This window comes from Enterobacter sp. BNK-8, assembly GCF_048685095.1.
In the GTDB taxonomy this organism is placed as follows: domain Bacteria; phylum Pseudomonadota; class Gammaproteobacteria; order Enterobacterales; family Enterobacteriaceae; genus Enterobacter; species Enterobacter quasiroggenkampii.
In genome coordinates, this window is the sequence record NZ_JBLQTN010000001.1 from 2,793,635 (window position 1) to 2,814,951 (window position 21,317).

The window sequence follows — 21,317 nt, forward strand, 5'->3', positions numbered from 1 at the left end:
TTATTTATGGGCAGACTAAGCCTGGTACCGACTTAACAGATTTTCCACCTTTTGCATTTTTTTTCAGCACAATCTGCTGGCTCGATTCGTGTACAACAAAACTGTTACATTGATCAAACAATCGCCACAAAGGTATTTAAAAGGTATTATAGAATGGTATGTTAAAGGCGTACCCTCTCTGACATGCAGGATTAAAAAATGAAAACGAAAGTCCAACTGTCATTCATGATGTTTGTTGAATGGTTTATCTGGGGCGCGTGGTTTGTGCCGCTGTGGCTGTGGCTGAGCAAAAGCGGTTTTACCGCCGGGGAAATCGGCTGGTCTTATGCCTGTACCGCCATTGCCGCTATCCTCTCCCCAATTCTGGTCGGATCGCTGACGGACCGCTTCTTCGCCGCGCAGAAAGTGCTGGCGGTGCTGATGTTTGCCGGCGCGATTCTGATGTACTTCGCCGCACAGCAAACCCAGTTCAGCACCTTCTTCCCGCTGCTGCTGGTTTACTCCCTGACCTATATGCCCACCATCGCGCTGACCAACAGTATTGCCTTCGCGAACGTGGATGATGTCGAGGCCGATTTCCCGCGTATCCGCGTAATGGGCACTATCGGCTGGATCGCCTCCGGGCTGGCGTGCGGCTTCCTGCCGCAGATGCTGGGCTATAGCGATATTTCCGATACCAATATTCCTCTGCTGATGACGGCAGCCAGCTCCGCCCTGCTCGGCGTGTTTGCCCTCTTCCTGCCGAACACGCCGCCGAAAAGTACCGGCAAGCTGGACTTCAAAGTAATGCTGGGGCTGGACGCGCTGATCCTGCTGCGCGACAAAAACTTCCTCGTGTTCTTCTTCTGCTCGTTTCTGTTCGCCATGCCACTGGCCTTCTATTACATCTTCGCCAACGGCTATCTCACCGAAGTGGGAATGAAAAACGCCACCGGCTGGATGACGCTCGGCCAGTTCTCTGAAATCTTCTTTATGCTGGCGCTGCCGTTCTTTACCAAACGCTTTGGTATTAAGAAGGTCTTACTGCTGGGTCTGATCACGGCCGCCATCCGCTACGGGTTCTTCGTTTACGGCGGTGCGGAACAGTACTTCACCTACGCCCTGCTGTTCCTCGGCATTCTGCTGCACGGCGTGAGCTACGACTTCTACTACGTTACCGCGTACATCTACGTGGATAAAAAAGCGCCGGTGCACATGCGTACCGCCGCGCAAGGCCTGATTACGCTGTGCTGCCAGGGCTTTGGTAGCCTGCTGGGTTACCGCCTGGGCGGCGTGATGATGGAAAAAATGTTCGCATATAAAGAGCCGGTGAATGGGCTGACCTTCAACTGGGCCGGAATGTGGGCATTTGGCGCAATCATGATTGCCGTGATTGCCGTGCTGTTTATGCTGTTTTTCCGCGAATCGGACAAAGAGATCACTGCTATTGAGGTGGTTGATGGCGATACCGCGCTGACACAAGGGGAAGTTAAATGAAACAAGAACGTGTTCTCGGTGCCCTTTACGGGCAGGCGTTAGGGGATGCGATGGGCATGCCGTCGGAGCTGTGGCCGAGAAAGCGCGTCAAAGCGCACTTCGGCTGGATCGACCGCTTTTTACCCGGCCCGGCAGAAAATAACGCGGCCTGCTATTTCGGGCAGGCAGAGTTCACCGACGATACCTCAATGGCGCTGTGCCTCGCCGATGCGATCATTGAGTGCGACGGGGAGATTAACGCAGACGTTATCGGCAAGCATATCCTGAACTGGGCGCTGGATTTCGACGCGTTCAACAAGAATGTGCTCGGCCCGACCTCAAAAATCGCGCTTAATGCGATTCGTGACGGGAAGCCGGTGAGCGAACTGGAAAACAACGGCGTGACGAACGGGGCGGCGATGCGCGCCTCCCCGCTGGGCTGCCTGCTCCCGGCGACGCGGCTGGAACACTTTGTTGAACAGGTGGCGCTAGCCTCCAGCCCGACCCATAAATCGGACCTCGCCATTGCCGGCGCGGTGGTGATTGCCTGGGCGGTATCCCGCGCCATCGACGGCGAAAGCTGGCAGAACATCGTTAATGCCCTGCCGGGGATCGCCCGCTATGCGCAGGAGATGAAAACCACCACTTTCAGCGCGTCGCTGGCGGCGCGTATTGAGCTGGCGCTTAAGACCGTGCGGGAAGCCAACGGTATTGATTCCGCCAGCGAGCAGGTTTATCAGCTGATTGGCGCGGGAACCAGCACCATTGAGTCCGTTCCGGCGGCCATTGCGATGGTGGAACTGGCGGGAACCGACCCGAACCGCTGCGCCATTTTATGTGCCAATCTGGGCGGTGATACGGACACCATTGGCGCCATGGCGACGGCCATCTGCGGTGCGCTCCACGGTGTGCAGGCGATTGACCCAGCGCTCAAAGCCGAACTCGATGCCGTCAACCAGCTCAACTTCGGCCATTATTGCGAGAAACTGCTGCACTTCAGGGAGCAAAGGGAGGGCGTATGAATGCATTTGCCCAACGTCTCGAAAATCTGCACGCCACGCGCCCGGTGACGGTGCTGGGCGCAGCGGTGATTGACGTCATCGCCGACGCCTACGCCCTGCCCTGGCGCGGGTGCGATATCGAACTTAAGCAGCAGGGCGTGAATATTGGCGGCTGCGCGCTGAATATCGCCATTGCCCTGAAGCGACTCGGCATTACGGCGCAAAACGCTCTGCCCGTCGGGCACGGCGTGTGGGCGGATATTATCCGCAACGCCATGGCGAAGCAGGATCTGCACAGCGCTGTGGAGGCCGAGACGGGCGATAACGGCTGGTGCCTGGCGCTGGTTGAGCCTGACGGCGAACGCACCTTTATGTCCTTTAGCGGCGTGGAGAACCAATGGCAGCAGCGCTGGCTGGATGCGCTTCACGTCCCGCAAAACAGCCTGGTGTATTTGTCCGGCTATCAGTTGGCCTCACCGTGCGGTGAACTGCTGACAGGCTGGCTGGAGGGATTACAGGACGTGACGGCCTTCATCGATTTCGGCCCACGCATCGCGGATGTTCCTGATGCGCTGATGGAGAGAATCATGGCCTGCAGGCCAATCGTGTCGCTCAATCGTCAGGAAGCGGAACTCGCGGCTGAAAGACTGGGCGTAGAGGCTGAAAACCTGGGTGAAGTGTGGCAGCAGCGCTTTGGCGCCGCGCTGATTGTGCGCCATGATAAAGATGGTGCTACGTGGTATGACGGTGACGCCTCAGGCGTTGTTCCGGCGTTTCCGGCTACGGTTGTGGATACCATTGGTGCAGGCGACAGCCACGCGGGCGGCACGCTTGCCGGGCTGGCTGCGGGATGGTCACTGGCAGATGCCGTTTTGCTGGGGAATGCCGTGGCGTCATGGGTTGTCAGCCACCGCGGCGGCGATTGCGCCCCGACGCGCAAGGAATTACTCCTCGCACACAAAGACGTATAGGTCGCTGCGACAGTAGCTGATGCTGTACTCAATCGGCCGGTGCTGCTGGTCAAGCGCGACCTGCTTGATCACCAGCACCGGTATTTTTTCATCCATCTTAATGTGCGCCTGAAACTCGCTGTCCGGCATGCGGGCGCTCACCCTTGAGCGGGTGCGCTGCGGGAAGATATTCTGGCTGCGGAAGTAGTCGTAGAGAGAAATACCAATCGCATCCGGGTCGGGAATTAACCCGACCGGGACCCAGGACTCTTCAATCGACACCGCATCGTCATCCACATAGCGAATGCGCTTGAGCAAAAAGACCTCGCTGTCCGGGGAGATCGACAGGTGGTTCGCCACCTCTTCCGGGCATTTCACCACCCGCTTGTTAACCCAGAGCGTATTTGGCGTTTGGCCGCGCAGCACCACCTGCTGTGAGAAGCCGCGCGCCTCTTTCAGCGAATATTCGAAGATATTGTTGATTTGCGTCCCGTAGCCACGGGCGCGCGTCACCACCCCCTCTTCCTCCAGCGCCTGCATCGCTTTACGCACGGTGATGCGCGACACCCCGGTCAACTGGCTCAGATCGCGCTCACCAGGCAAAATATTCCCGTGCTCCAGCACCCCGCTGCGCACCGCATTTTTTACCGTTTCGGCAAACTTCAGGTACAGCGGCGTGTTATCGGGCGCGGCGATCCGTTCATTCAGTTGAGCGATTAACCGGGTATGCGCTTGTTCCATCTCTGTTTTCTCAGGCGTGGTGTTTCCTGCCAGTATACTGGCTTACCACCATGCATGAAAATGATGAACCGGCCCAATACCGTGACCGACTTCCAGAGTATCGGCTTTTGCCAGCGCCGCCGAGAGCCAGGCTTTCGCTTCGCGCACCGTTTCGGCCCAGCCTTCATGCCGGGGACGCAGCGCCGCCAGCGCGGCCGAGAGCGTACAGCCCGTGCCGTGGGTATTTTTGGTCTGCACGCGTGGCGCGGTAAAGCGCACTTCGCCGTCGCGGGTGAAGAGCCAGTCCGGGCTTTCCGCGTCATCCAGATGCCCACCCTTCATCAGCACCGCCCCGCAGCCCATCGCCAGCAGCGCGTTGCCCTGCGCTTTCATCTCGCGTTCCGTTTGCGCGTGCGATGTGCCCAACAGCGCGGCGGCTTCCGGCAGATTGGGCGTGATGAGCGCCACCTGTGGCAGCAGCTTTTTGCGCAGCGTTTCCACGGCAGAGGCGGAGAGCAGCGGATCGCCGCTTTTCGCCAGCATCACCGTATCCAGCACCACGTTTTGCACCTGATAGCGTTTAAGCCGCTCGGCCACCGCTTCAACGATATCCGTTTCGGCCAGCATGCCGATTTTGGTGGTATCGATGCGCACGTCGCTGAACACAGAATCCAGCTGCGCGGCAACAAAATCCGGCTCGATACGGTAGACCGACTGTACGCCGCGCGTGTTTTGCGCCACCAGCGCGGTAATGACCGAGCAGCCGTACGCGCCAAGGGCCGAGAAGGTTTTCAGGTCTGCCTGGATACCCGCGCCGCCGCTGGGATCGGTGCCGGCAATGGTCAGGGCGTTAATTCGCTTCATGCCTGCTCCTCCAGCGTGTAGAGCGCATCCAGAAACGCGCTGGCAAAACTGCCTGGGCCACGCGACTGCGCAACGGCGACCGTTCCGGCTCGTTTCATCCATCCGCAGGCGGCAGCGATGTTATCCAGCCGGTCACCCGGCAGCGAGCAGCTCGCCGCCACAACGGCAGAAAGCGCGCACCCGGTGCCCACCACGCGCGTCATCAGCGGGTCACCGCCGGTAACCGTTCGGGTACGTTGCCCGTCCGTGATGTAGTCCACCTCGCCGGTGACCACCACAATCGTATTGATCTGCCGGGCCAGCGCCTGGGCAGCAGGCACCGCGCTGGCGGCGGTATCGGTCGTATCGACGCCGCGCCCGCCGGCGCTCATCCCGGCAAGAGCAAGGATTTCGGAGGCATTGCCGCGAATGGCCGCCGGTTTCAGGGCAAGAATTTGATGGCAAAAGCGGGTGCGGAACGCCAGGGCGCCCACGGCAACCGGGTCCAGCGTCCAGGGCTTGCCTGCCGCCACCGCGCTTTCAATTGCCCGACGCATCGACTGGGCGCGCGGCGCGGTCAGCGTGCCAACGTTAACCAGCAGCGCATCGGCTATCGCGGCAAACTGCTCGGCCTCTTCGGCCTCGATCACCATCGCCGGGGATGCGCCAAGCGCCAGCAAAACGTTGGCCGTAAAGGTCTGTACGACGTCATTGGTCATACAATGGGTCAGCGGAGAACGGGTGCGGAAGTGATGTAAAACGTGTAAATCGAGCAGGTCAGGCTGCATGGGTTCGCTCCTGCCTTGCGTGAAGAAGCGATGACCGGGAAGGCATCTGACTTCCCTACGCTGGCATTATCCAGATCAGGTAATACGGGTATTTCTCAGCCTTCACAAAGAAGGGCACCCCGAGTCATTTGGTAAGCATTAGCTTACTTTTTGCCAGATTAGGGGAAGTTGCTGGCTCAAGCAAGCCCACTCTTTCGGATAATGATTCTTCACGCAAGGCAGGAGCGAAAGACTTCGAGTGCTCAGAAAGAACAACGACATTCTATTACTCACTGTCTTTTTAGTTAAACAACTAAAAGGTCCTTCACAGATAAGAAAATAATTAACATTGTAAGAGATGGTATTGAGCAGTAGCTAATGAATTTCCTTCTCTTTCCCTTATATAACTCACTGGTATGCGACTGTCTCAATGTATAGCCTGCACACATAACTTTTATCATTTAGCCAACAGCACTTTGATTTTAAGTTCTTTTTCATAAAAACAGCTTCCCCTTTGTACTTGCACGCAGTACGATTAATCAACATGTTACCTGAAACTAAAGGGTTACTGATGGATACAGTAGAAGAATTAAATGGAACATATTTCTATCGTGGCGTATGCAATATCACTGCAGGAGAGTTATTTTTTTGGATTTTACTGGATAGAGTTAACGATCAATTTGGCGGAATTAAAGATGTTATATTAATGAGCTGTATTATTCTGGGTCTGCCATTATTAAAAACAAGAGGTAAACCTTACGGAACCACAGCGGGTACGTCAATAGCATCAAAATACCTTCGCCAACTTCTTAACACTGAATTACCTGTAAGACTTCCAACCCTTACAGAAGCGAGCATAACAACACTTAGGCCTAAATATGTTACTAACCTGGGCGCTTTTGTAGGGCGTGGATTACCTGTTGTTGGTTGGGCTATAGTAGCGAGCGATATTAGTCAAATCGTTTATAAAACCGTTCGTGACTACAACACAATCGCACACGAGAAAGATCGCATATGGTAACAGATCAGGAAGTTTTAGAGCTATTCCGTAAAGAGTTACCTGTGTCAGGTACATTCACAGGAAAGCTGATACCGTTAGAGCTTGATGATATTCTTCAAGATTATGCAGACGATGATGATTTAATTTATTGCATTAATAAATACGACAGTTTTTTTAATATTGACATGTCAGCAATGAATTATCAGAAATATTATCCGTGGTTTAGAACGTGGTTCTTTAGAAGATGGTTTACTGATAAACCAGTAAAGCAAATCTCAAAACCTCTTACTGTAAGGATGTTTGCAGAATCGGCTAAAGCAGGAAGATGGTTATACGACTAACAGCAAGGAGCGTTAAAAATGGCTGTACCAGTACATTTGATTTTAAAAGATGATGGTGGATCTCAGATCATGGGATCTTGTGACGTTCATGGACGTGATGGAAGCATAGAACTACGTAGCTTACAGCATAGCGTGATCATTCCTACAGACAATTTAACAGGTAAAGTGACAGGAAGCCGACAACATTGCTCATTCAACTTCACTAAAGAGATTGACAGTTCATCACCCTATCTGTTTAAAGCTGTTGCAACGGGGCAGACTCTTAAAAGCGCTGAGTTTAATTTCTATCGTATCAACTACAGCGGGCAAGAGGAAATTTACTACACCATTACATTAGAACGTGTGAAAGTAGTTAGCTTTAGCCCTGTGATGCACGATACCCGAACGGCTACGGGTACAGGCCATATGGAAGATATTTCTTTAGCCTACGAGAAAATCACTCACCTTTATAAAGATGGCAATATCTTGCACTCCGATGCGTGGAACGAAAAGAAACAAGCATAGCAAAAAAAGCTTTAAACATGGGGCTACCCTGCCCCTCCTTCAGACTCTCCATTTTGTATAACAATTCTGTTACTAAGTCATATAAATTTATATCCAGATACATTTCGCTTGAGTTTTCAACAACAATATTTTTAGCAAAAAACTGCAGGATTACTGTTAGGCTCAACATTGCTTTCATTCAAAACTAAAGAAGGATTCAATAATAAAACAGAGAGAGAGATCCATTAACTGACATTAACTATTCCGCCTATTTTTCATCTTTCCTCGCCAAGAAACTTAAAAAATATTAATGCATTTTTATTTCATACACATCATAAAATCAAACCAACTAAAAACTTATATCATTGATATTTAACAGGTAATACCTTTTCTATTACAACGAACTAAATTAGCTATTAATGCGATTTATGATTTAGATCAATAATCATAATTACACATTCATAGATAGTTGCTGCACGTTACGAAATAAGTTATCAAACCAAAATTTTCAACGTTAATCGTGAATTAATACAGATATAACAAGACGTTATATCTTCCCGCCAGGATAGCGCCCTAATTTTTTTCTTGTATCGATGATGAGAGCTTTAATATGAAATGTTTAAATACATCAGCTACCGCTGTTTTTGTATTTGGTATTGTGTTTTCTGGTACAACATTCGCGGCAACGATCAGCACTGATGATGTTGTAGATTCTTTGGGCTGGACTCAAACCCAAATCAATCAACAAAATGCAGATCGTGAAGAGGCAAATCGTGTTGATATTGGTACAAATCGCACTGATATTATCAACATGCGAGATGAAAATTTATTGCGTGATGATGCGATTAAAAGCGCAACTGATAAAGCTGACGCAGCTTTACAAGGCGTTATGACTAACGGACAAGCAATCATTGATACAAACACGAGAGTAGATAAAGCTGAATCTGATGCTGTGCTTGCTGGTGCAAAAGCTGATACAGCGCTTACTGATGCTACTGGCGCTAAAGCCGCTGCTGATCATGCCGAAATCACCGCCATTAATGCGACCAACAAAGCAGATGCTAATACACAAGCGCTGGCAAGTAAGGTAGATAAAAGCATTTTCAACGCCGATCAGAATAGACAAGATCAAGCCCTTCAGGATGCCTCTGACAAAGCGACTCAGGCATTTAATACGGGCACTTATGCGCAATCTTTAGCTGTAGATGCACAAACGGTAGCCGCAGCGAATAAAGCTGCTATTGCTAACGTTCAGTCACGCCAGCAAACGCAGGAAGCGACGATTCAGAATCACAGCGCACAATTAGCGAATCATGAATCACGTATTACTGCGTTAGAAAGTCAAAATAACGCTAAGTTCTCTTCTCTGGAGAATCAGCAGAATGAGGATCGCAAGGAATATCGTGCTGGTATCGCTGGCGCTGCTTCTCTTGCTGGTTTGCATTACGTTGATACAGATAACGCGGTTGCCGTCGGTGCTGCCAACTTCAAAGATGCGCAAGGTTATGCGATCGGCTACCGTCATAAGTTCGCTGAGAATGTAGCCGCTACCCTCTCTACATCAGGTACATCCAACGGTGATGAAATTGTTGCGGCGTCCGCATCTTACGGATGGTGATGCTAGAGTATTAAAATAAAATGCCAGTAAGCTAAAAAACTCGCCCATGCGTTTTAATCAGCTGGCTATAACTCAATACATTGCTGCTCGCAAAGAAAATGACAAAGTACATTTTTATCTCCGCTGTTTTGTATCTCACTTTTATTTTATTAGGGATATGGATCGGCTTGATGTTAGGCACGTATATTTATAATTGTAATTACTGAGGCAATAATGAAAAAGTTAATGATGGTAGCGGCTATATTATCTCTTGCTGCGTGTTCCTCACCCGCTCAACGGATGGCTGATTGTCAAAGCAAAGGAGTGAGTAAAGATGCTTGTTATATTGCAGAGCAAAACCGCACTACAGCCATTAACGCTGCTGCTGAAAAACAGGCTTTAGAGAATGCTGCTCAACTTGCACAGTCAGCGCACAGGCATCTTCCTGAAGGCTGCACTCAGGTAATGGAAGCTGCGGGTCGTTGTGATAGCAAGCCGGCCAAAGTAAGCGGTGATTTAAAAAAGTTCTCAGGTGAAGCGGATCACGTTATGAATAAGCCAATCTCTGAAGCTGCTGAATATCTGCTTTCGAAAGGCTGGAAGCCAAATAAGGGTTCATGGCACAAGGGTGGCTATATTATGCAGCTGGTTGTCGAAAAAGAGAGAGTTGTAAACGCACAATTATCAAAAATGTGATCTTAGCATTACGCTCCCATCTCATAAGATTTACATAGCCCCATTTGTATGGGGCTTTATTTTAGCTCGTGACTAAATACACATTTACTCTAACTGCCACGCCCCGCCATGAATAAGCGACGCTCCTCCCGTCCAGGCAAATAACGCCAGCTCGCGGCAGCCTGCATCAGGATAGATACGGCTGCTGAGGCACGCCTCACCGTCGTTAACAAACACTTCCACAGACGAGCTATCAAAGAACAGGCGCAGGCTGAGCGCGTCGTTCAGGTTAAGCGCAACGCTTCGGGTCCCGCACAGGCCATACTGTGGATAGTGTCGCTCCAGCACCAGGCGCTGCATCTGCGCATCAACATAGAGGCGTAGTCCGTCGCCGAGACGAATGCCATATTGCTCCGCGCTGCTGTTCGCGCAATCCCATTGCAGAATGACCTCCATCGCATCGCAGTGTTCCACCAGCGTCATCTGCTGGTTATTAAGCGTACTTATCGGCCAGGGGAACCACGCCCCGCGCAGGGTTTCAACTTCTCTGGCCGGCCGCATTTGCAGATGGTTATCCGCACTCAGCGTCAGCTCGCGCGGTAAAGAAAGCATACCCGCCCAGCCATCCTCCTGTTCCGGCAGAGGTGATTCCCACATGTCCAGCCAGCCGATGACGATGCGTCGGCCATCCGGCGTCAGGAAACTTTGCGGCGCATAGAAATCATGCCCGTAATCCATCTCCACAAATTCACCTTCACGCACAAAGGGCTGACCGGGCTGCCATTCACCTACCAGATAGCCGCTCTGGAAAAGATTGCGATGTTTAAATCCGTCTGCGGTGAGTCCCTGAGGCGAAAACATCAGCACGCGTTTCCCACCGAGAGTGAAGAAGTCCGGGCATTCCCACATATAACCCATCTCTTTTTCAGCCACCGCGAGCACGCCCCTGTCCTGCCACTCGCGCAGATCCGCAGACCTGTACGCACGCACCTGGCCCGTATCACCCTCCCGCGCGCCAACGACCATGTACCACCACTCCCCTTCACGCCATACTTTCGGATCGCGGAAGTGATGCAGTCCAGGTGGTGTGTCAATGACGGTCCCGTGCCGTACAAAGTGGATGCCGTCACGGCTGGTTGCCAGGCACTGAACCTGGTAGAGATTAGCCTCATTGCCGGGATCGCCGTGGAATTTGTGGCCGGTGTAGATCAGCGCCAGCATGTCGCCATCCACCACGGCTGAGCCAGAAAAACAGCCGTCCTTGTCGTCTGGTCCTTCCGGTGCCAGCGCAACCGGGAGGTGCTCCCAGTTAACTAAATCTTTGCTGCGCGCATGGCCCCAGTGCATCGGACCCCATTGGGTCGAATAGGGATGATGTTGATAAAAGGCGTGATACCAGCCGTCAAACCAGACCAGGCCATTCGGGTCGTTCATCCAGCCAGCACGCGCAGCGAGGTGGTAACGGGGATACCAGCGCAGGTTGAGCCCTTCGCGTCTGGACTGAATTTCCTGTTCTGCTTTCGTAATGGAATACGTCATTTCTCTACTCTTTGATCAGATGGTGGAAGGTTGCGGCATGAGCGGGTCAGAAGAGGACTTACCCGAGCGCAACAGGAAGATGGAGATAAACGTGGTGCTGAAGACCAGTAGCCCCATGATGAGATAGGACTGGGCAAAGCCGTATTTCTCATAGCTGTAACCTGCCAGCGGCGACAGCACCGAGGCAATCACCGAGCTTGTACAGGCAAAGCCCACCAGATAGAGGGTGGAAGAGAGTCGCTTATCAAAATGCAGGCTGTTGTATTTGAAGATGGAGACCAGCAAAACGGGCAGCTCAACCGCGTGCAATAGCTTGGTAATGGAGATCAATACCGGACCCTCAACCAGACCCGATGCCACCATACGCATCGCCATCACCATTCCGGCGAAAATCAGGCCGTTTTTCGCACCGAGGCGATTCACCAGCCACGGGGCGCAAAACATGCCCGCCGCCTCCAGGAAGACCTGGAAGGAGTTGAGATAGCCATACATGGCGTTTCCTTCCTGCAGCGTCGGGAACTGTGAGGAGAAATAGACCGGGAACTGCTGGTCATAGACGCCATAAATACAGGTGCCGATAACAAAAAATACCAGCGCCCATAAGCGCGGCAGCGTCAGCAGGCGCAATGCATCCTCCAGCGTGACCTTACCGCCGAATACCGCCTCCTGCATGGCGTGCGGCGCGGAAGAGACCCGGAGGCGTGCCAGCAACACAAAAAACACCAGCCCGGCGCAGCTCGCTACCGCGAAGTTCAGCTTCGGATTAATGTTGAACAGGAGTCCTGCAAAAAAAGTTGCCACCGCCCAGCCCAGCGATCCCCACATCCTCGCCCTGCCAAACTCAAACTGGCTCTGGCGGGCCACGCGCTCGGTATAGGACTCCAGGACCCCGATTCCACCGTTAAACGTCAGCCCGATATAAACCCCGCCGAAAATACTGCCGAGTAACACGTTAATTTGCAGCAGATAACCAAACAGCAGGAAGGCCGGACCGGAAAGAATGAGCAGGCTGGTCAGAAACCAGAGCAGGTTTTTTCGCAGGCCGAGCTTGTCCTGAATGAAGCCGTAGCAGATTTGCGCGCACAGCGCGGAGACGGACAGCACGGCATAGATGACTCCCGTATCCCCTGCCTTTAACCCCACCTCCTGATGGAGCCAGATAGAGAGCAACGAGCCGGAAGATGACCATGTGACAAAAAAGAAAAAGAGTAGTGCGCTTAATAAAGGGTAGCTGTGAGAGTGATGCGTTTTCATCATGACATTCTCATGTTGGAGTAATGACGCAATGGTAACGTTAACATTTATCCTTTCTCATGCTGTTTGGTAAAAATTTAAGATGTTAATCACGAAAGTTAACGTTAACATTAAGAGAGTGAGATCGCGATCAAATATTCATCACTGAGGTAAGCCTGACCTGGCCTGTGCATCAGCCTTCCTTTTACATCAGCGACTTAGTTGTATACCCTTTCACACAGAGCATTAACGGAGTAAAAAAATGGCTTCCCTGAAGGACGTCGCAAAGCTGGCTAACGTATCGCTGATGACGGTCTCCCGTGCGCTGAACAGCCCGGAGCGCCTTAAGCCGGAAACGCTGGCGCGCGTTCAGCTGGCTATCGAGCAAACCAGCTACGTGCCCGATCTGTCCGCCAAGAAAATTCGCGGCGCGCATGCCTCGCCTAAAACCATAGGCGTACTGGCGCTCGATACGGTGACGACGCCTTTCTCGGTGGAGATCACGCTGTCGATTGAAGAGACGGCCAGAATGCACGGCTGGAACAGCTTCGTGATGAATATGTTTACCGATGACAACCCGGACGCCATTGTCGACCTTCTCCTTTCTCATCGGCCTGACGGAATTATCTACACCACCATGGGGTTACGTCAGGTTCCTCTCCCGGCCAAATTACTCACCCTTCCCTGCGTGCTGGCCAACTGCGAAAGTGACGGCGAAAAGGTCGCCAGCTATATTCCCGATGATGAACAGGGGCAATATACCGCCGTACGGGCGTTACTCGCGGAGGGTTATCGACGCCCTCTCTGCCTGCATTTGCCTGAGGGGCATCTGGCCACAACCCGACGTCGTCAGGGGCTGGAACGAGCATGCCGTGAAGCGGGGCTCGATCCGGACGGCCTGGCGCACAGCTATATGGCACTCGGCGATGAGCACTATCGTGACATTCCGTCAGTATTGCTGGCGCACATGCAGAATGGTATTCCCCGGTTCGACGCGGTTATCTGCGGCAACGATCGTATCGCGTTTATGGTCTATCAGACGCTACTGGCGCAAGGGCTTCGCATACCGGAAGATATCGCCGTTATCGGCTATGACAATATGGTGGGTATTGGGGAGTTGTTCCTACCGCCTCTCTCGACGGTTCAACTGCCGCACTATGAAATTGGTCGCCTGAGCGCCCTGCATATTATTAATGGTGAAGAACATCAGGAAACCACGCGCGTAGAAAGTCCTTTTTTACCGCGTGATTCCGTTGCGCATGCAACGTAACCGCCGTTTTTTGCCCAGGACGAAGAAACAGGAAGCGTCACCCTCCTTTTATGCCGTTCGATGGCACGATTTGTCACACTCTTTTCTGTGACTTTACACACCGGGTAAATGGCCTGTAACGCGCTGTTTTTATTTGGCATAAAATGCAATTTTCATTTTAAAAATGGGGATATTTCCTCGTTACAGCCCCGTGTCACAAAACAGTAAACAAATTAACCATTGAGCCCCGTGGCAAAAGGCTCTATATTGGCGGCGTTTTTTTCAGGCCCCCATCTGTTTTTTAACTTTTTATTCAATCGTGGCTCATAACGAAGCGGCGGTTGTAGGAGTGATATGATGACGGATAAAGTCCGTATTGACACCGTAGATGCCCACAAAAGCAACGAAACCTATCTGGCCCGTCAGGCCGAGTTTGAATCTAACGTCAGGAGTTATCCGCGCAAACTGCCTTTAGCCATCACTAAAGCAGAAGGCGTGTGGATCACCGATGCAGATAATAAAGAATACCTTGACTGTTTAGCAGGCGCAGGGACCCTTGCGCTTGGCCATAACCATCCTGATGTGCTGAAAAGCATCCAAAATGTCATTACCAGCGGCTTGCCGTTACATACTCTGGATCTGACGACGCCTCTGAAAGACGCGTTTTCCGAATACCTGCTCTCTCTGCTGCCTGGTCAGGGCAAAGAGTACTGCCTGCAGTTCACCGGCCCATCCGGCGCTGACGCCGTTGAAGCAGCGCTGAAGCTGGCGAAAAAAGTGACCGGCCGTAGCGGTATCATCAGCTTCTCTGGTGGTTACCACGGCATGACCCACGGCGCACTGTCCGTGACCGGCAACCTGTCTCCGAAAGAAGCGGTTGACGGTATGATGCCAGAAGTCCAGTTCATGCCTTACCCGCACGAATACCGCTGCCCGCTGGGTATCGGTGGTGAAGCGGGCGTGAAAGCGCTGACGTACTACTTCGATAACCTGATCAACGACGTTGAAAGCGGCGTGCGTAAGCCTGCTGCGGTGATCCTGGAAGCGGTTCAGGGCGAAGGCGGCGTGAACCCGGCTCCGGCTGAGTGGCTGCAGCGCATCCGTAAAGTCACTCAGGAACACGGCATTCTGCTGATCCTCGACGAAGTTCAGGCTGGCTTTGCCCGTACCGGTAAATTCTTCGCCTTCGAACACGCTGGCATTGAGCCAGACATCATCGTGATGTCTAAAGCCGTCGGTGGCGGTCTGCCGCTGGCCGTGCTCGGTATCAAAAAACAGTTCGATGCGTGGGCGCCAGGTCATCACACCGGTACCTTCCGCGGCAACCAGCTGGCGATGGCCACCGGTCTGACGACGCTGAAAATCCTGAAAGATCAGAACATCGCAGGCAAAGTGGCTGCACAGGGCGAATGGCTGAAAGGCCAGCTGAAAGAGATGGCGAAACGTTATCCGGTCATCGGCCACGTGCGCGGTCTGGGCATGATGATCGGTATTGAGATCGTTAAGCCACACGAAGCCGCTGACCACATGGGCTGCTTCCCGGGCGACGGCGAGCTGTCTGCACTGATTCAGAAGAAGTGCTTCGAAGCCGGTCTGATTCTGGAGCGCGGTGGTCGTAACGGTATCGTTCTGCGTCTGCTGCCTTCTCTGCTGATCAGCGATGAAGAGCTGAAGATCTTCCTGGATAAATTCGAGCAGGCACTGCTTGCTGCGGGCGTTCGCCCGGCGTAACCGGAGTTGTTGATTACGATGTCTGATTCAAACCCAATTTTGTTCTCCTCTGCGCAGAGCATTGAAGCTTACCAGCAGGCGATTGAACAAAGCACTCAGGCTGTGATGCAGTGGCTGAAACAGCCTGAGATGTACCAGGGCAAAACGGTCGCGGAACTGCGCGACCGTATTAAGCTGGATTTCAACCCGAAAGGGCTGGGCAACGAAGCGGCGATTGAACGCGCCGTCGAGTTCTTCCTGAAAGACAGCCTGTCCGTTCATCACCCGCAGTGTGTGGCGCACCTGCACTGCCCAAGCCTGGTCGTAAGCCAGGCGGCGGAAGTGCTGATCAACGCCACTAACCAGAGTATGGACTCCTGGGATCAAAGCCCGTCCGCAACCATCATTGAGATCAAACTGATCGAGTGGCTGCGTACCCGCGTGGGTTATCAGGCTGGCGACGCCGGTGTCTTCACCAGCGGCGGAACCCAGAGCAACCTGATGGGCCTGATGCTGGCGCGCGATGCGTTCTTTGCGCGTCAGAGTCACTCCGTTCAGCAGGACGGCCTTGTAGGCGATCTGCGTAAGATCCGCGTACTGTGCTCCGAAAACGCGCACTTCTCCGTGCAGAAAAACATGGCGCTGATGGGCCTGGGCTACCAGTCCGTAGTGCAGGTGAAAACGGACGAATTCTCCCGCATGGATCTGACCGATCTGGCGGCGAAAATTGAGCAGTGCAATGCGAACGGCGAGCAGATTCTGGCGATCGTCGCGACGGCAGGTACCACCGATGCCGGTGCTATCGACCCGCTGCGTGCGATTGCAGAGCTGGCGGCGAAGCAGAACATCTGGGTACACGTTGATGCAGCCTGGGGCGGCGCGCTGCTGATGTCTGAGCAGTATCGTCACTACCTGGACGGCATTGAGCTGGTGGATTCCGTGACCCTGGACTTCCACAAGCAGTTCTTCCAGACCATCAGCTGCGGCGCGTTCCTGCTGAAAGAAGCGCGCCACTATGAGCTGATGCGCTACCAGGCGGCTTACCTGAACTCTGAGTTCGACGAAGAAGCAGGCGTGCCTAACCTGGTCTCCAAATCTCTGCAGACCACCCGTCGTTTCGACGCGCTGAAGCTGTGGATGAGCCTGGAAGCGCTGGGTCAGGAGCAATACGCGGCGATCATCGATCACGGCGTGACCATGGCACAGCAGGTTGCGGCCTACGTGAAATCGCAGCCTGCGCTGGAACTGGTTATGCAGCCGCAGCTGGCAAGCGTGCTGTTCCGCTTCCGCGGACAGGTGCAGGCGGATGACGCAGGTATCGCCCTGCTGAACCAGAAAATTGGTGACGCACTGCTGGAATCCGGCCGTGCAAACGTCGGTGTGACCGAGCATAACGGCGTGACCTGCCTGAAGCTGACGCTGCTGAACCCAACCGTGACGCTGGAAGATATTAAAATCCTGCTGTCTCTGGTTGAGCGTACCGCGCAGGAAGTTCTGGCTAAGTAATACAAAACCCCTCTTCCGCCGGGAGAGGGGTTATTTTTATACGCCTGCCCACCACATCCTTAATTTTAATCCCCAGTAGCTCGTCCAGCCCGTTGTGGTACTGACCACGTTCCCCTTCGACACAACCACCAGCGTTGGCGTGACGCTCACCTGCCACTGCTGCGACAAAGCACCGTTTGCATCGTTAATGACCGGCATTTTCAGCTGTTTCTTATCAACCCAGCGCTCAAGCTTTGCGTTGTCACCAGAGCGCATGGCGATACTCACCACGTTCCCGCCCTCTTCTGCCAGTTGATTAACCGCAGGCGTCGTGTAGCGGCAAATGCTGCACCAGGTCGCCCAGACGTAGATCAGCAGCGGACGATCCTGGCTGAGCGCCGCAATATCGTGAACATTGCCGTCGATACTCGTCATCGGCGTTGCACTAAAACTGGCGGGGAGTGTCGGTTTTCGGTATTGATCCACACCCCACACCACGGCCAGCGTCAGCAGAACGAGTATTATCCCTTCCCGCGCCCAGCGGCGCAGTCGATTGATTTTGCGGTTATCCATTGTGACCTCATGTTTTAATGGAGGTCATCTTAACGGGCAATACGCCATCACGCTGTAAAGAAGTGTCGCACCAGGGTTACTCCGGGCTATAGCCGTAATCGTAATAGCTGTACCCCGAGTTGTAATAGAGCGCGGCAGATTTCACTATGTCATTGAGGATCGTGCCACTCACCTGCACGCCCATCCGTTCCATACGCTTAAGGCTGGTCTCAATCTCTTTAACGCTGGTTTTACCAAAGCGGGCGACCAGCAGCGTGGTGGCGGCTGCTCTGGCTATCAGCAAAGCATCCGTGACGGCAAGCACAGGCGGAGTGTCGATAATCACCATGTCATATCGCTTTTCAATCTGCGACATTATCCCCTGAAGGCTTTCACTCATGAGCAGATCGACGGGATGGGCAGGTTGAGGTCCGCAGGTCAGTACATCAAAACCGCCTTTTTCGAAGCGTTGAACCGCCTCCTGCCACTCGACCGTTCCGTCGAGCACGCTGGACAACCCCCGCTGATTATTCAGCCTGAACACGTTGTGGACATAACCCTTGCGCATATCCGCATCAATAAACAGCACCCGCTGTCCGGCCTGCGCCAGAATCGACGCCAGCGAAGAACTGACCAGCGTCTTTCCGCAGTCCTGCGTGGGGCCAGACACCACGACAATCCGGTTTGTGGCATCCATCATGGTAAAATGCAAACTGGTGCGCAGCCCGCGTATCGCCTCGACAAACGAATCAGCCGGACGATCGATGGGCAGAAAAGGCACGTTGGCTATCTTGTGCTTCCAGTGGGAAGTAAACAGGTTTCTCCTGCGCAGGTGCGTTTTTTTCCATAACCATGCCGAGCGCGGAAGCGTCACCAGCAGCGGCATTCCGAGCTCATCCAGTTGTTCTGAGGACGTAATGCCCCGCTTAAAGGCTGAACGCACTAAAACCGTTCCGGCAGAAAGTATCAACCCCATCAGCATACCAAACACGATAATGAGTGCTTTGCGCGGTTCAACCGGAGCAGGCTGCGTCATGGCCGGGTCAATGATACGCACGTTCCCGATCGCGCTGGAGCGCGAGATGCTCAGCTCTTGCTGACGCGTCAGCAACTGCATGTATACGGTACGCCCGGATTCAACGTCACGACTCAGACGTAATATTTCCTGCTGCGTGGAAGGCATGGATGACACGCGGCTATTCAGGCGTGCGCGCTCCCGTTCAAGGGTTTGTTTCTTCTCCCGTAAAGCACGGTAGGTCGGATGATCTTTTTTGAACAGCTGAGAGACTTCTGCTTCGCGAAATATAAGCTCGTTAAGCTGATTTTCCACGTTAACCACCTGATCAAGCACCGATTTTGCCTCAAGAGATAAATCGACCGAATCGCGCTGCTCTCGGTAAGCATTCAGTCGTGCCTCGGCTTCATTCAGTTCGAGACTGATTTTAGGTAACTGATCCTGTAAGAACGCGAGGCTGCGGGAATCTTTAGCCTCCTGGCGCGCAATGTTCTGGCTGAGAAAATGTTCAGCAATCGAATTAAGTATCGTGGCGGTCTTGTCGGGATCGTCGCCCGTTAGCGTTAAGGCGATCATACCGCTCTGTTTCGCCGACTCGGCAATCGTAAGTCTGCTCTGAAGGGCGTTGATCGCGTTAAGCCTGGTCACGGTGTTGAGGGTAAATTGCGTTCCCGGTACCGCACTGAGGGATGTCACCAGAAGCGATACGCCCTCTTTAACCAGCGCTTTCCCGACAACGCCCTCTGCCTCAAGCGTTTTCCCCTCAAGATGATATCGCCCCTGCTCCTGAACGGTGAGTAAAAGCGTTTGTGGCTCACCTTCCACAAGGGGAATATTCAGCGAGCCAATCGTGATTTCCGCCGGTTTGCGGCCCTGCACGTGCTGCCAAAGCGCCCCGATAACGGGGAACATGCGCTGGCTAACCTCGTAGGTCAGCCCTAATTGATCAACGGTCTCGCCGAGGACCATCCGTGACTTGAGGAGTAAAAGTTCTGGGGCGACATCGGGTGAAAGATCGGGCCTGAACGACGTCAGGTTCTTGAGCAGCGCGTTGCCCTGCTTCGCTTCGACCTGCACCAGGGCATCAGCCTGATAAACTGGCGTGGCGCTGAATGCGTAGATCCCCGCAAACACCGTAAACAGAAGTGTCACACACGCGATCGTTACCCGGTGATCGAACATCTCAGCAAGCAGCTGAATAAGATCCATTTCGTTATTCTGCGGCGTCGCAGCACGATATTTGTCTGATTGAGAAGACGACATTACGGCTTCATTCCTTGTTAACTTAAACGGCAGGCCCATTCCTGACGGGCTTTTCCTGATTGCCCGAAAATGGCCGCTCACCAATCGGTGAGCGGCACATATTGCCGGTGCAGACCACTAAGATTGAAGGGAACATTACTGCGGCCACGCTCTGATGTTACGAACGGTTTCGGTCAGGTCATGTACGCCGCTGATGGTGGGTACCAGCTGGGAGATCACGCGATTCCAGCGTGATAGCGGTGCCGTGGTGACATAGACAATGTCATACGGCTCAAGCTGAAATTCCGTACCCAGCACCATGGCTGACGCATCTTCCGCATTCAGCTGATAGATATTGGCGATTTTGTCGGTGTCGCCTTTTTTCGATACCTGCCGAATAACAAAAATGCCGGTTGCATCGGCCATATTTTGGTTAAGCCCCCGGCATTCCCCAGGGCCTCGGCCAGCGTCATGCCGCTACGATCCATCTTAAGCGTGCTCTGTTTAATCACTTCCCCCATCACGAACACCTTCAGCGCGTCGTTCCGGGGCACAAACAGGATATCGCCAGGATAAAGCAGCTTATTTTGGGTCAAATCGCCATGCTGCATCAGGGCATAGAGGGAAAGGTGCGCGTCCTGTCCATTATGTGTGAGCACGACGTTCCGCCAGTCGGCATCCGCCGAGAGTCCACCCGCAGCGTTAACCGCGTCCATTACCGTCAGCGGAATATTGGTTATCGGTTGTTGCCCTGATTTTTCAACCTCACCGGTGACGTAGGCTTTTTGTGAACGGAAGGCGGCAACGCTGACGTCCACCTGCGGGCTCTCAATAACGTTATCCAGTCGAGCCGTAATCTCGTCGCGTACCTGTGAAACCGTTTTTCCTGCTACCCGCAGTTTACCGACATAGGGATAAAAGAGCGTGCCGTCGGCGTTAACCCAGTTGCCGGCATCGCTCGCGCTACGATATTGTCCTGCCGGCGTCGTTAATTCAGGGTGATCCCAGACGGTGACCGTCAGGATGTCACCCGTACCAATACGGTATTCCCAGCGTTTGATCTGCGCATCCAGATTAGGATTTGCCTGAGATTTCGACACGGGCGGACGCAGTTTTTCAATCAGTTCCGGCGTCAGGGGAAATATTTCCACGCGCTTTTCGAGCTGATAATTTGCCTCTTCCGGCGAAATAACGTTCTTCCCGGACACAGTTAAGTCCAGGCCTGGTGAAAACATACACCCCGTTAACTGACTCATACTCAGAAATAAGAGCGAAAATGCAGTTGTACTTTTCATTAATATAAATATTTCTTTTCAACGTTCCGTTTATCGTCAAGCCTGTAAAAAGACTTAAGCTAACATCATGAAATTTAATTGATTACTCTTTCCCGGAGTGAAATTACTGGCATTATAAAACGCACTTCACCCGCTTTCTAAAAAGCAGAGCCTTTGCCTGGTCTT

Annotated in this window: 19 protein-coding genes, 1 pseudogene and 1 riboswitch; of the genes and pseudogenes, 11 read left to right on the forward strand and 9 right to left on the reverse strand. The window is 53.1% G+C overall.

Annotated features, from left to right (window positions below):
• Positions 1-198 precede the first annotated feature (198 nt).
• The 3 genes from ACMGGU_RS13570 to ACMGGU_RS13580 are packed head-to-tail and all read left to right on the forward strand — an operon-like array spanning position 199 to position 3,427.
• A complete protein-coding gene (locus ACMGGU_RS13570; RefSeq protein WP_045908640.1) occupies positions 199-1,476 on the forward strand; it encodes a nucleoside permease in 1,278 nt (425 codons plus the stop codon).
• Positions 1,473-2,477: an ADP-ribosylglycohydrolase family protein gene (locus ACMGGU_RS13575; protein WP_420300648.1), complete on the forward strand. Its 1,005-nt coding sequence runs from the start codon at positions 1,473-1,475 to the stop codon at positions 2,475-2,477. Before ACMGGU_RS13570 ends, ACMGGU_RS13575 begins: the two co-directional genes overlap by 4 nt.
• On the forward strand, positions 2,474-3,427 hold the full coding sequence (locus tag ACMGGU_RS13580) for a PfkB family carbohydrate kinase (RefSeq protein ID WP_395299430.1): 954 nt from the start codon (positions 2,474-2,476) through the stop codon (positions 3,425-3,427). The genes ACMGGU_RS13575 and ACMGGU_RS13580 overlap by 4 nt, the downstream gene beginning before the upstream one ends.
• Here the strand turns inward: ACMGGU_RS13580 and ACMGGU_RS13585 are convergent.
• Genes ACMGGU_RS13585 through thiM form a run of 3 tightly spaced genes read right to left on the reverse strand, consistent with a single transcriptional unit; the run spans position 3,401 to position 5,757 of the window.
• Entirely contained in the window at positions 3,401-4,147 is a 747-nt protein-coding gene (locus ACMGGU_RS13585) for a GntR family transcriptional regulator (protein ID WP_045908643.1), read from the reverse strand. The two genes, ACMGGU_RS13580 and ACMGGU_RS13585, sit on opposite strands and share 27 nt — an antisense overlap.
• 42 nt (positions 4,148-4,189) lie before the next feature.
• Positions 4,190-4,990: a bifunctional hydroxymethylpyrimidine kinase/phosphomethylpyrimidine kinase gene (gene thiD, locus ACMGGU_RS13590; RefSeq protein WP_048028285.1), complete on the reverse strand. Its 801-nt coding sequence runs from the start codon at positions 4,988-4,990 to the stop codon at positions 4,190-4,192.
• Positions 4,987-5,757 carry a hydroxyethylthiazole kinase gene (gene thiM / locus ACMGGU_RS13595; RefSeq protein WP_069720626.1) on the reverse strand — a complete coding sequence of 257 codons (771 nt, stop codon included), beginning with the start codon at positions 5,755-5,757 and terminating at the stop codon, positions 4,987-4,989. Before thiM ends, thiD begins: the two co-directional genes overlap by 4 nt.
• A 35-nt stretch (positions 5,758-5,792) precedes the next feature.
• Positions 5,793-5,889: riboswitch (TPP riboswitch) on the reverse strand.
• Between the two features lie 418 nt (positions 5,890-6,307).
• Between thiM and ACMGGU_RS13600 the strand changes: the two genes are divergently transcribed.
• The 5 genes from ACMGGU_RS13600 (at position 6,308) to ACMGGU_RS13620 (ending at position 9,853) form a co-directional block, all read left to right on the forward strand.
• Positions 6,308-6,757, forward strand: a complete 450-nt coding sequence (locus ACMGGU_RS13600) for an STM2901 family protein (protein ID WP_395299431.1) — start codon at positions 6,308-6,310, stop codon at positions 6,755-6,757.
• A complete protein-coding gene (locus tag ACMGGU_RS13605) occupies positions 6,751-7,077 on the forward strand; it encodes a DUF1493 family protein (protein ID WP_025913229.1) in 327 nt (108 codons plus the stop codon). Before ACMGGU_RS13600 ends, ACMGGU_RS13605 begins: the two co-directional genes overlap by 7 nt.
• Before the next feature lie 18 nt (positions 7,078-7,095).
• Entirely contained in the window at positions 7,096-7,581 is a 486-nt protein-coding gene (locus ACMGGU_RS13610) for an Hcp family type VI secretion system effector (RefSeq protein ID WP_045908646.1), read from the forward strand.
• A gap of 589 nt (positions 7,582-8,170) precedes the next feature.
• Positions 8,171-9,178, forward strand: coding sequence for a YadA C-terminal domain-containing protein (locus ACMGGU_RS13615; protein WP_395299432.1), 1,008 nt, complete (start codon positions 8,171-8,173; stop codon positions 9,176-9,178).
• A gap of 213 nt (positions 9,179-9,391) precedes the next feature.
• A complete protein-coding gene (locus ACMGGU_RS13620) occupies positions 9,392-9,853 on the forward strand; it encodes a hypothetical protein (protein WP_196346890.1) in 462 nt (153 codons plus the stop codon).
• An 84-nt stretch (positions 9,854-9,937) separates the two neighbouring features.
• Here the strand turns inward: ACMGGU_RS13620 and ACMGGU_RS13625 are convergent, their stop codons facing one another.
• Entirely contained in the window at positions 9,938-11,371 is a 1,434-nt protein-coding gene (locus ACMGGU_RS13625; protein ID WP_420300649.1) for a glycoside hydrolase family 32 protein, read from the reverse strand.
• A gap of 15 nt (positions 11,372-11,386) precedes the next feature.
• Positions 11,387-12,628 carry an MFS transporter gene (locus tag ACMGGU_RS13630; RefSeq protein ID WP_420300650.1) on the reverse strand — a complete coding sequence of 414 codons (1,242 nt, stop codon included), beginning with the start codon at positions 12,626-12,628 and terminating at the stop codon, positions 11,387-11,389.
• A 238-nt stretch (positions 12,629-12,866) separates the two neighbouring features.
• Between ACMGGU_RS13630 and ACMGGU_RS13635 the strand changes: the two genes are divergently transcribed.
• From ACMGGU_RS13635 to ACMGGU_RS13645, 3 genes are all read left to right on the forward strand, one after another.
• Entirely contained in the window at positions 12,867-13,874 is a 1,008-nt protein-coding gene (locus ACMGGU_RS13635) for a LacI family DNA-binding transcriptional regulator (protein ID WP_111967526.1), read from the forward strand.
• A 333-nt stretch (positions 13,875-14,207) separates the two neighbouring features.
• Complete coding sequence (locus ACMGGU_RS13640) at positions 14,208-15,584, forward strand: diaminobutyrate--2-oxoglutarate transaminase (protein ID WP_014884533.1); 1,377 nt, start codon at positions 14,208-14,210, stop codon at positions 15,582-15,584.
• Positions 15,585-15,602: 18 nt separating this feature from the next.
• The gene (locus tag ACMGGU_RS13645; protein WP_420300651.1) at positions 15,603-17,069 is read left to right on the forward strand and encodes a pyridoxal phosphate-dependent decarboxylase family protein; all 1,467 of its coding nucleotides are present in this window, start codon (positions 15,603-15,605) and stop codon (positions 17,067-17,069) included.
• Positions 17,070-17,105: 36 nt separating this feature from the next.
• On the opposite strand, the gene ACMGGU_RS13650 is transcribed toward ACMGGU_RS13645, so the two are convergent.
• The 4 genes and pseudogenes from ACMGGU_RS13650 to ACMGGU_RS13665 form a co-directional block, all read right to left on the reverse strand.
• On the reverse strand, positions 17,106-17,621 hold the full coding sequence (locus tag ACMGGU_RS13650) for a protein disulfide oxidoreductase (protein WP_048028262.1): 516 nt from the start codon (positions 17,619-17,621) through the stop codon (positions 17,106-17,108).
• A gap of 76 nt (positions 17,622-17,697) precedes the next feature.
• Positions 17,698-19,878, reverse strand: coding sequence for a polysaccharide biosynthesis tyrosine autokinase (locus tag ACMGGU_RS13655; protein ID WP_395299436.1), 2,181 nt, complete (start codon positions 19,876-19,878; stop codon positions 17,698-17,700).
• Positions 19,879-19,900: 22 nt separating this feature from the next.
• A complete protein-coding gene (locus ACMGGU_RS13660; RefSeq protein WP_205246186.1) occupies positions 19,901-20,014 on the reverse strand; it encodes a hypothetical protein in 114 nt (37 codons plus the stop codon).
• A pseudogene (locus tag ACMGGU_RS13665) lies at positions 20,014-21,152 on the reverse strand (polysaccharide export protein). Before ACMGGU_RS13665 ends, ACMGGU_RS13660 begins: the two are co-directional and overlap by 1 nt.
• Between the last annotated feature and the right edge of the window lie 165 nt (positions 21,153-21,317).

Bases quoted from the DNA above. Each gene is read 5' to 3' on its own strand.
- ACMGGU_RS13645 (WP_420300651.1), top strand. From the start codon at position 15,603: ATGTCTGATTCAAACCCAATTTTGTTCTCCTCTGCGCAGAGCATTGAA.
- ACMGGU_RS13570 (WP_045908640.1), top strand. From the start codon at position 199: ATGAAAACGAAAGTCCAACTGTCATTCATGATGTTTGTTGAATGGTTT.
- thiM (WP_069720626.1), bottom strand. From the start codon at position 5,757: ATGCAGCCTGACCTGCTCGATTTACACGTTTTACATCACTTCCGCACC.
- ACMGGU_RS13655 (WP_395299436.1), bottom strand. From the start codon at position 19,878: ATGTCGTCTTCTCAATCAGACAAATATCGTGCTGCGACGCCGCAGAAT.
- ACMGGU_RS13620 (WP_196346890.1), top strand. From the start codon at position 9,392: ATGAAAAAGTTAATGATGGTAGCGGCTATATTATCTCTTGCTGCGTGT.
- ACMGGU_RS13575 (WP_420300648.1), top strand. From the start codon at position 1,473: ATGAAACAAGAACGTGTTCTCGGTGCCCTTTACGGGCAGGCGTTAGGG.
- ACMGGU_RS13605 (WP_025913229.1), top strand. From the start codon at position 6,751: ATGGTAACAGATCAGGAAGTTTTAGAGCTATTCCGTAAAGAGTTACCT.
- ACMGGU_RS13610 (WP_045908646.1), top strand. From the start codon at position 7,096: ATGGCTGTACCAGTACATTTGATTTTAAAAGATGATGGTGGATCTCAG.
- ACMGGU_RS13585 (WP_045908643.1), bottom strand. From the start codon at position 4,147: ATGGAACAAGCGCATACCCGGTTAATCGCTCAACTGAATGAACGGATC.
- ACMGGU_RS13640 (WP_014884533.1), top strand. From the start codon at position 14,208: ATGATGACGGATAAAGTCCGTATTGACACCGTAGATGCCCACAAAAGC.
- ACMGGU_RS13650 (WP_048028262.1), bottom strand. From the start codon at position 17,621: ATGGATAACCGCAAAATCAATCGACTGCGCCGCTGGGCGCGGGAAGGG.
- thiD (WP_048028285.1), bottom strand. From the start codon at position 4,990: ATGAAGCGAATTAACGCCCTGACCATTGCCGGCACCGATCCCAGCGGC.
- ACMGGU_RS13625 (WP_420300649.1), bottom strand. From the start codon at position 11,371: ATGACGTATTCCATTACGAAAGCAGAACAGGAAATTCAGTCCAGACGC.
- ACMGGU_RS13630 (WP_420300650.1), bottom strand. From the start codon at position 12,628: ATGATGAAAACGCATCACTCTCACAGCTACCCTTTATTAAGCGCACTA.
- ACMGGU_RS13580 (WP_395299430.1), top strand. From the start codon at position 2,474: ATGAATGCATTTGCCCAACGTCTCGAAAATCTGCACGCCACGCGCCCG.
- ACMGGU_RS13600 (WP_395299431.1), top strand. From the start codon at position 6,308: ATGGATACAGTAGAAGAATTAAATGGAACATATTTCTATCGTGGCGTA.
- ACMGGU_RS13635 (WP_111967526.1), top strand. From the start codon at position 12,867: ATGGCTTCCCTGAAGGACGTCGCAAAGCTGGCTAACGTATCGCTGATG.
- ACMGGU_RS13615 (WP_395299432.1), top strand. From the start codon at position 8,171: ATGAAATGTTTAAATACATCAGCTACCGCTGTTTTTGTATTTGGTATT.
- ACMGGU_RS13660 (WP_205246186.1), bottom strand. From the start codon at position 20,014: ATGTTCCCTTCAATCTTAGTGGTCTGCACCGGCAATATGTGCCGCTCA.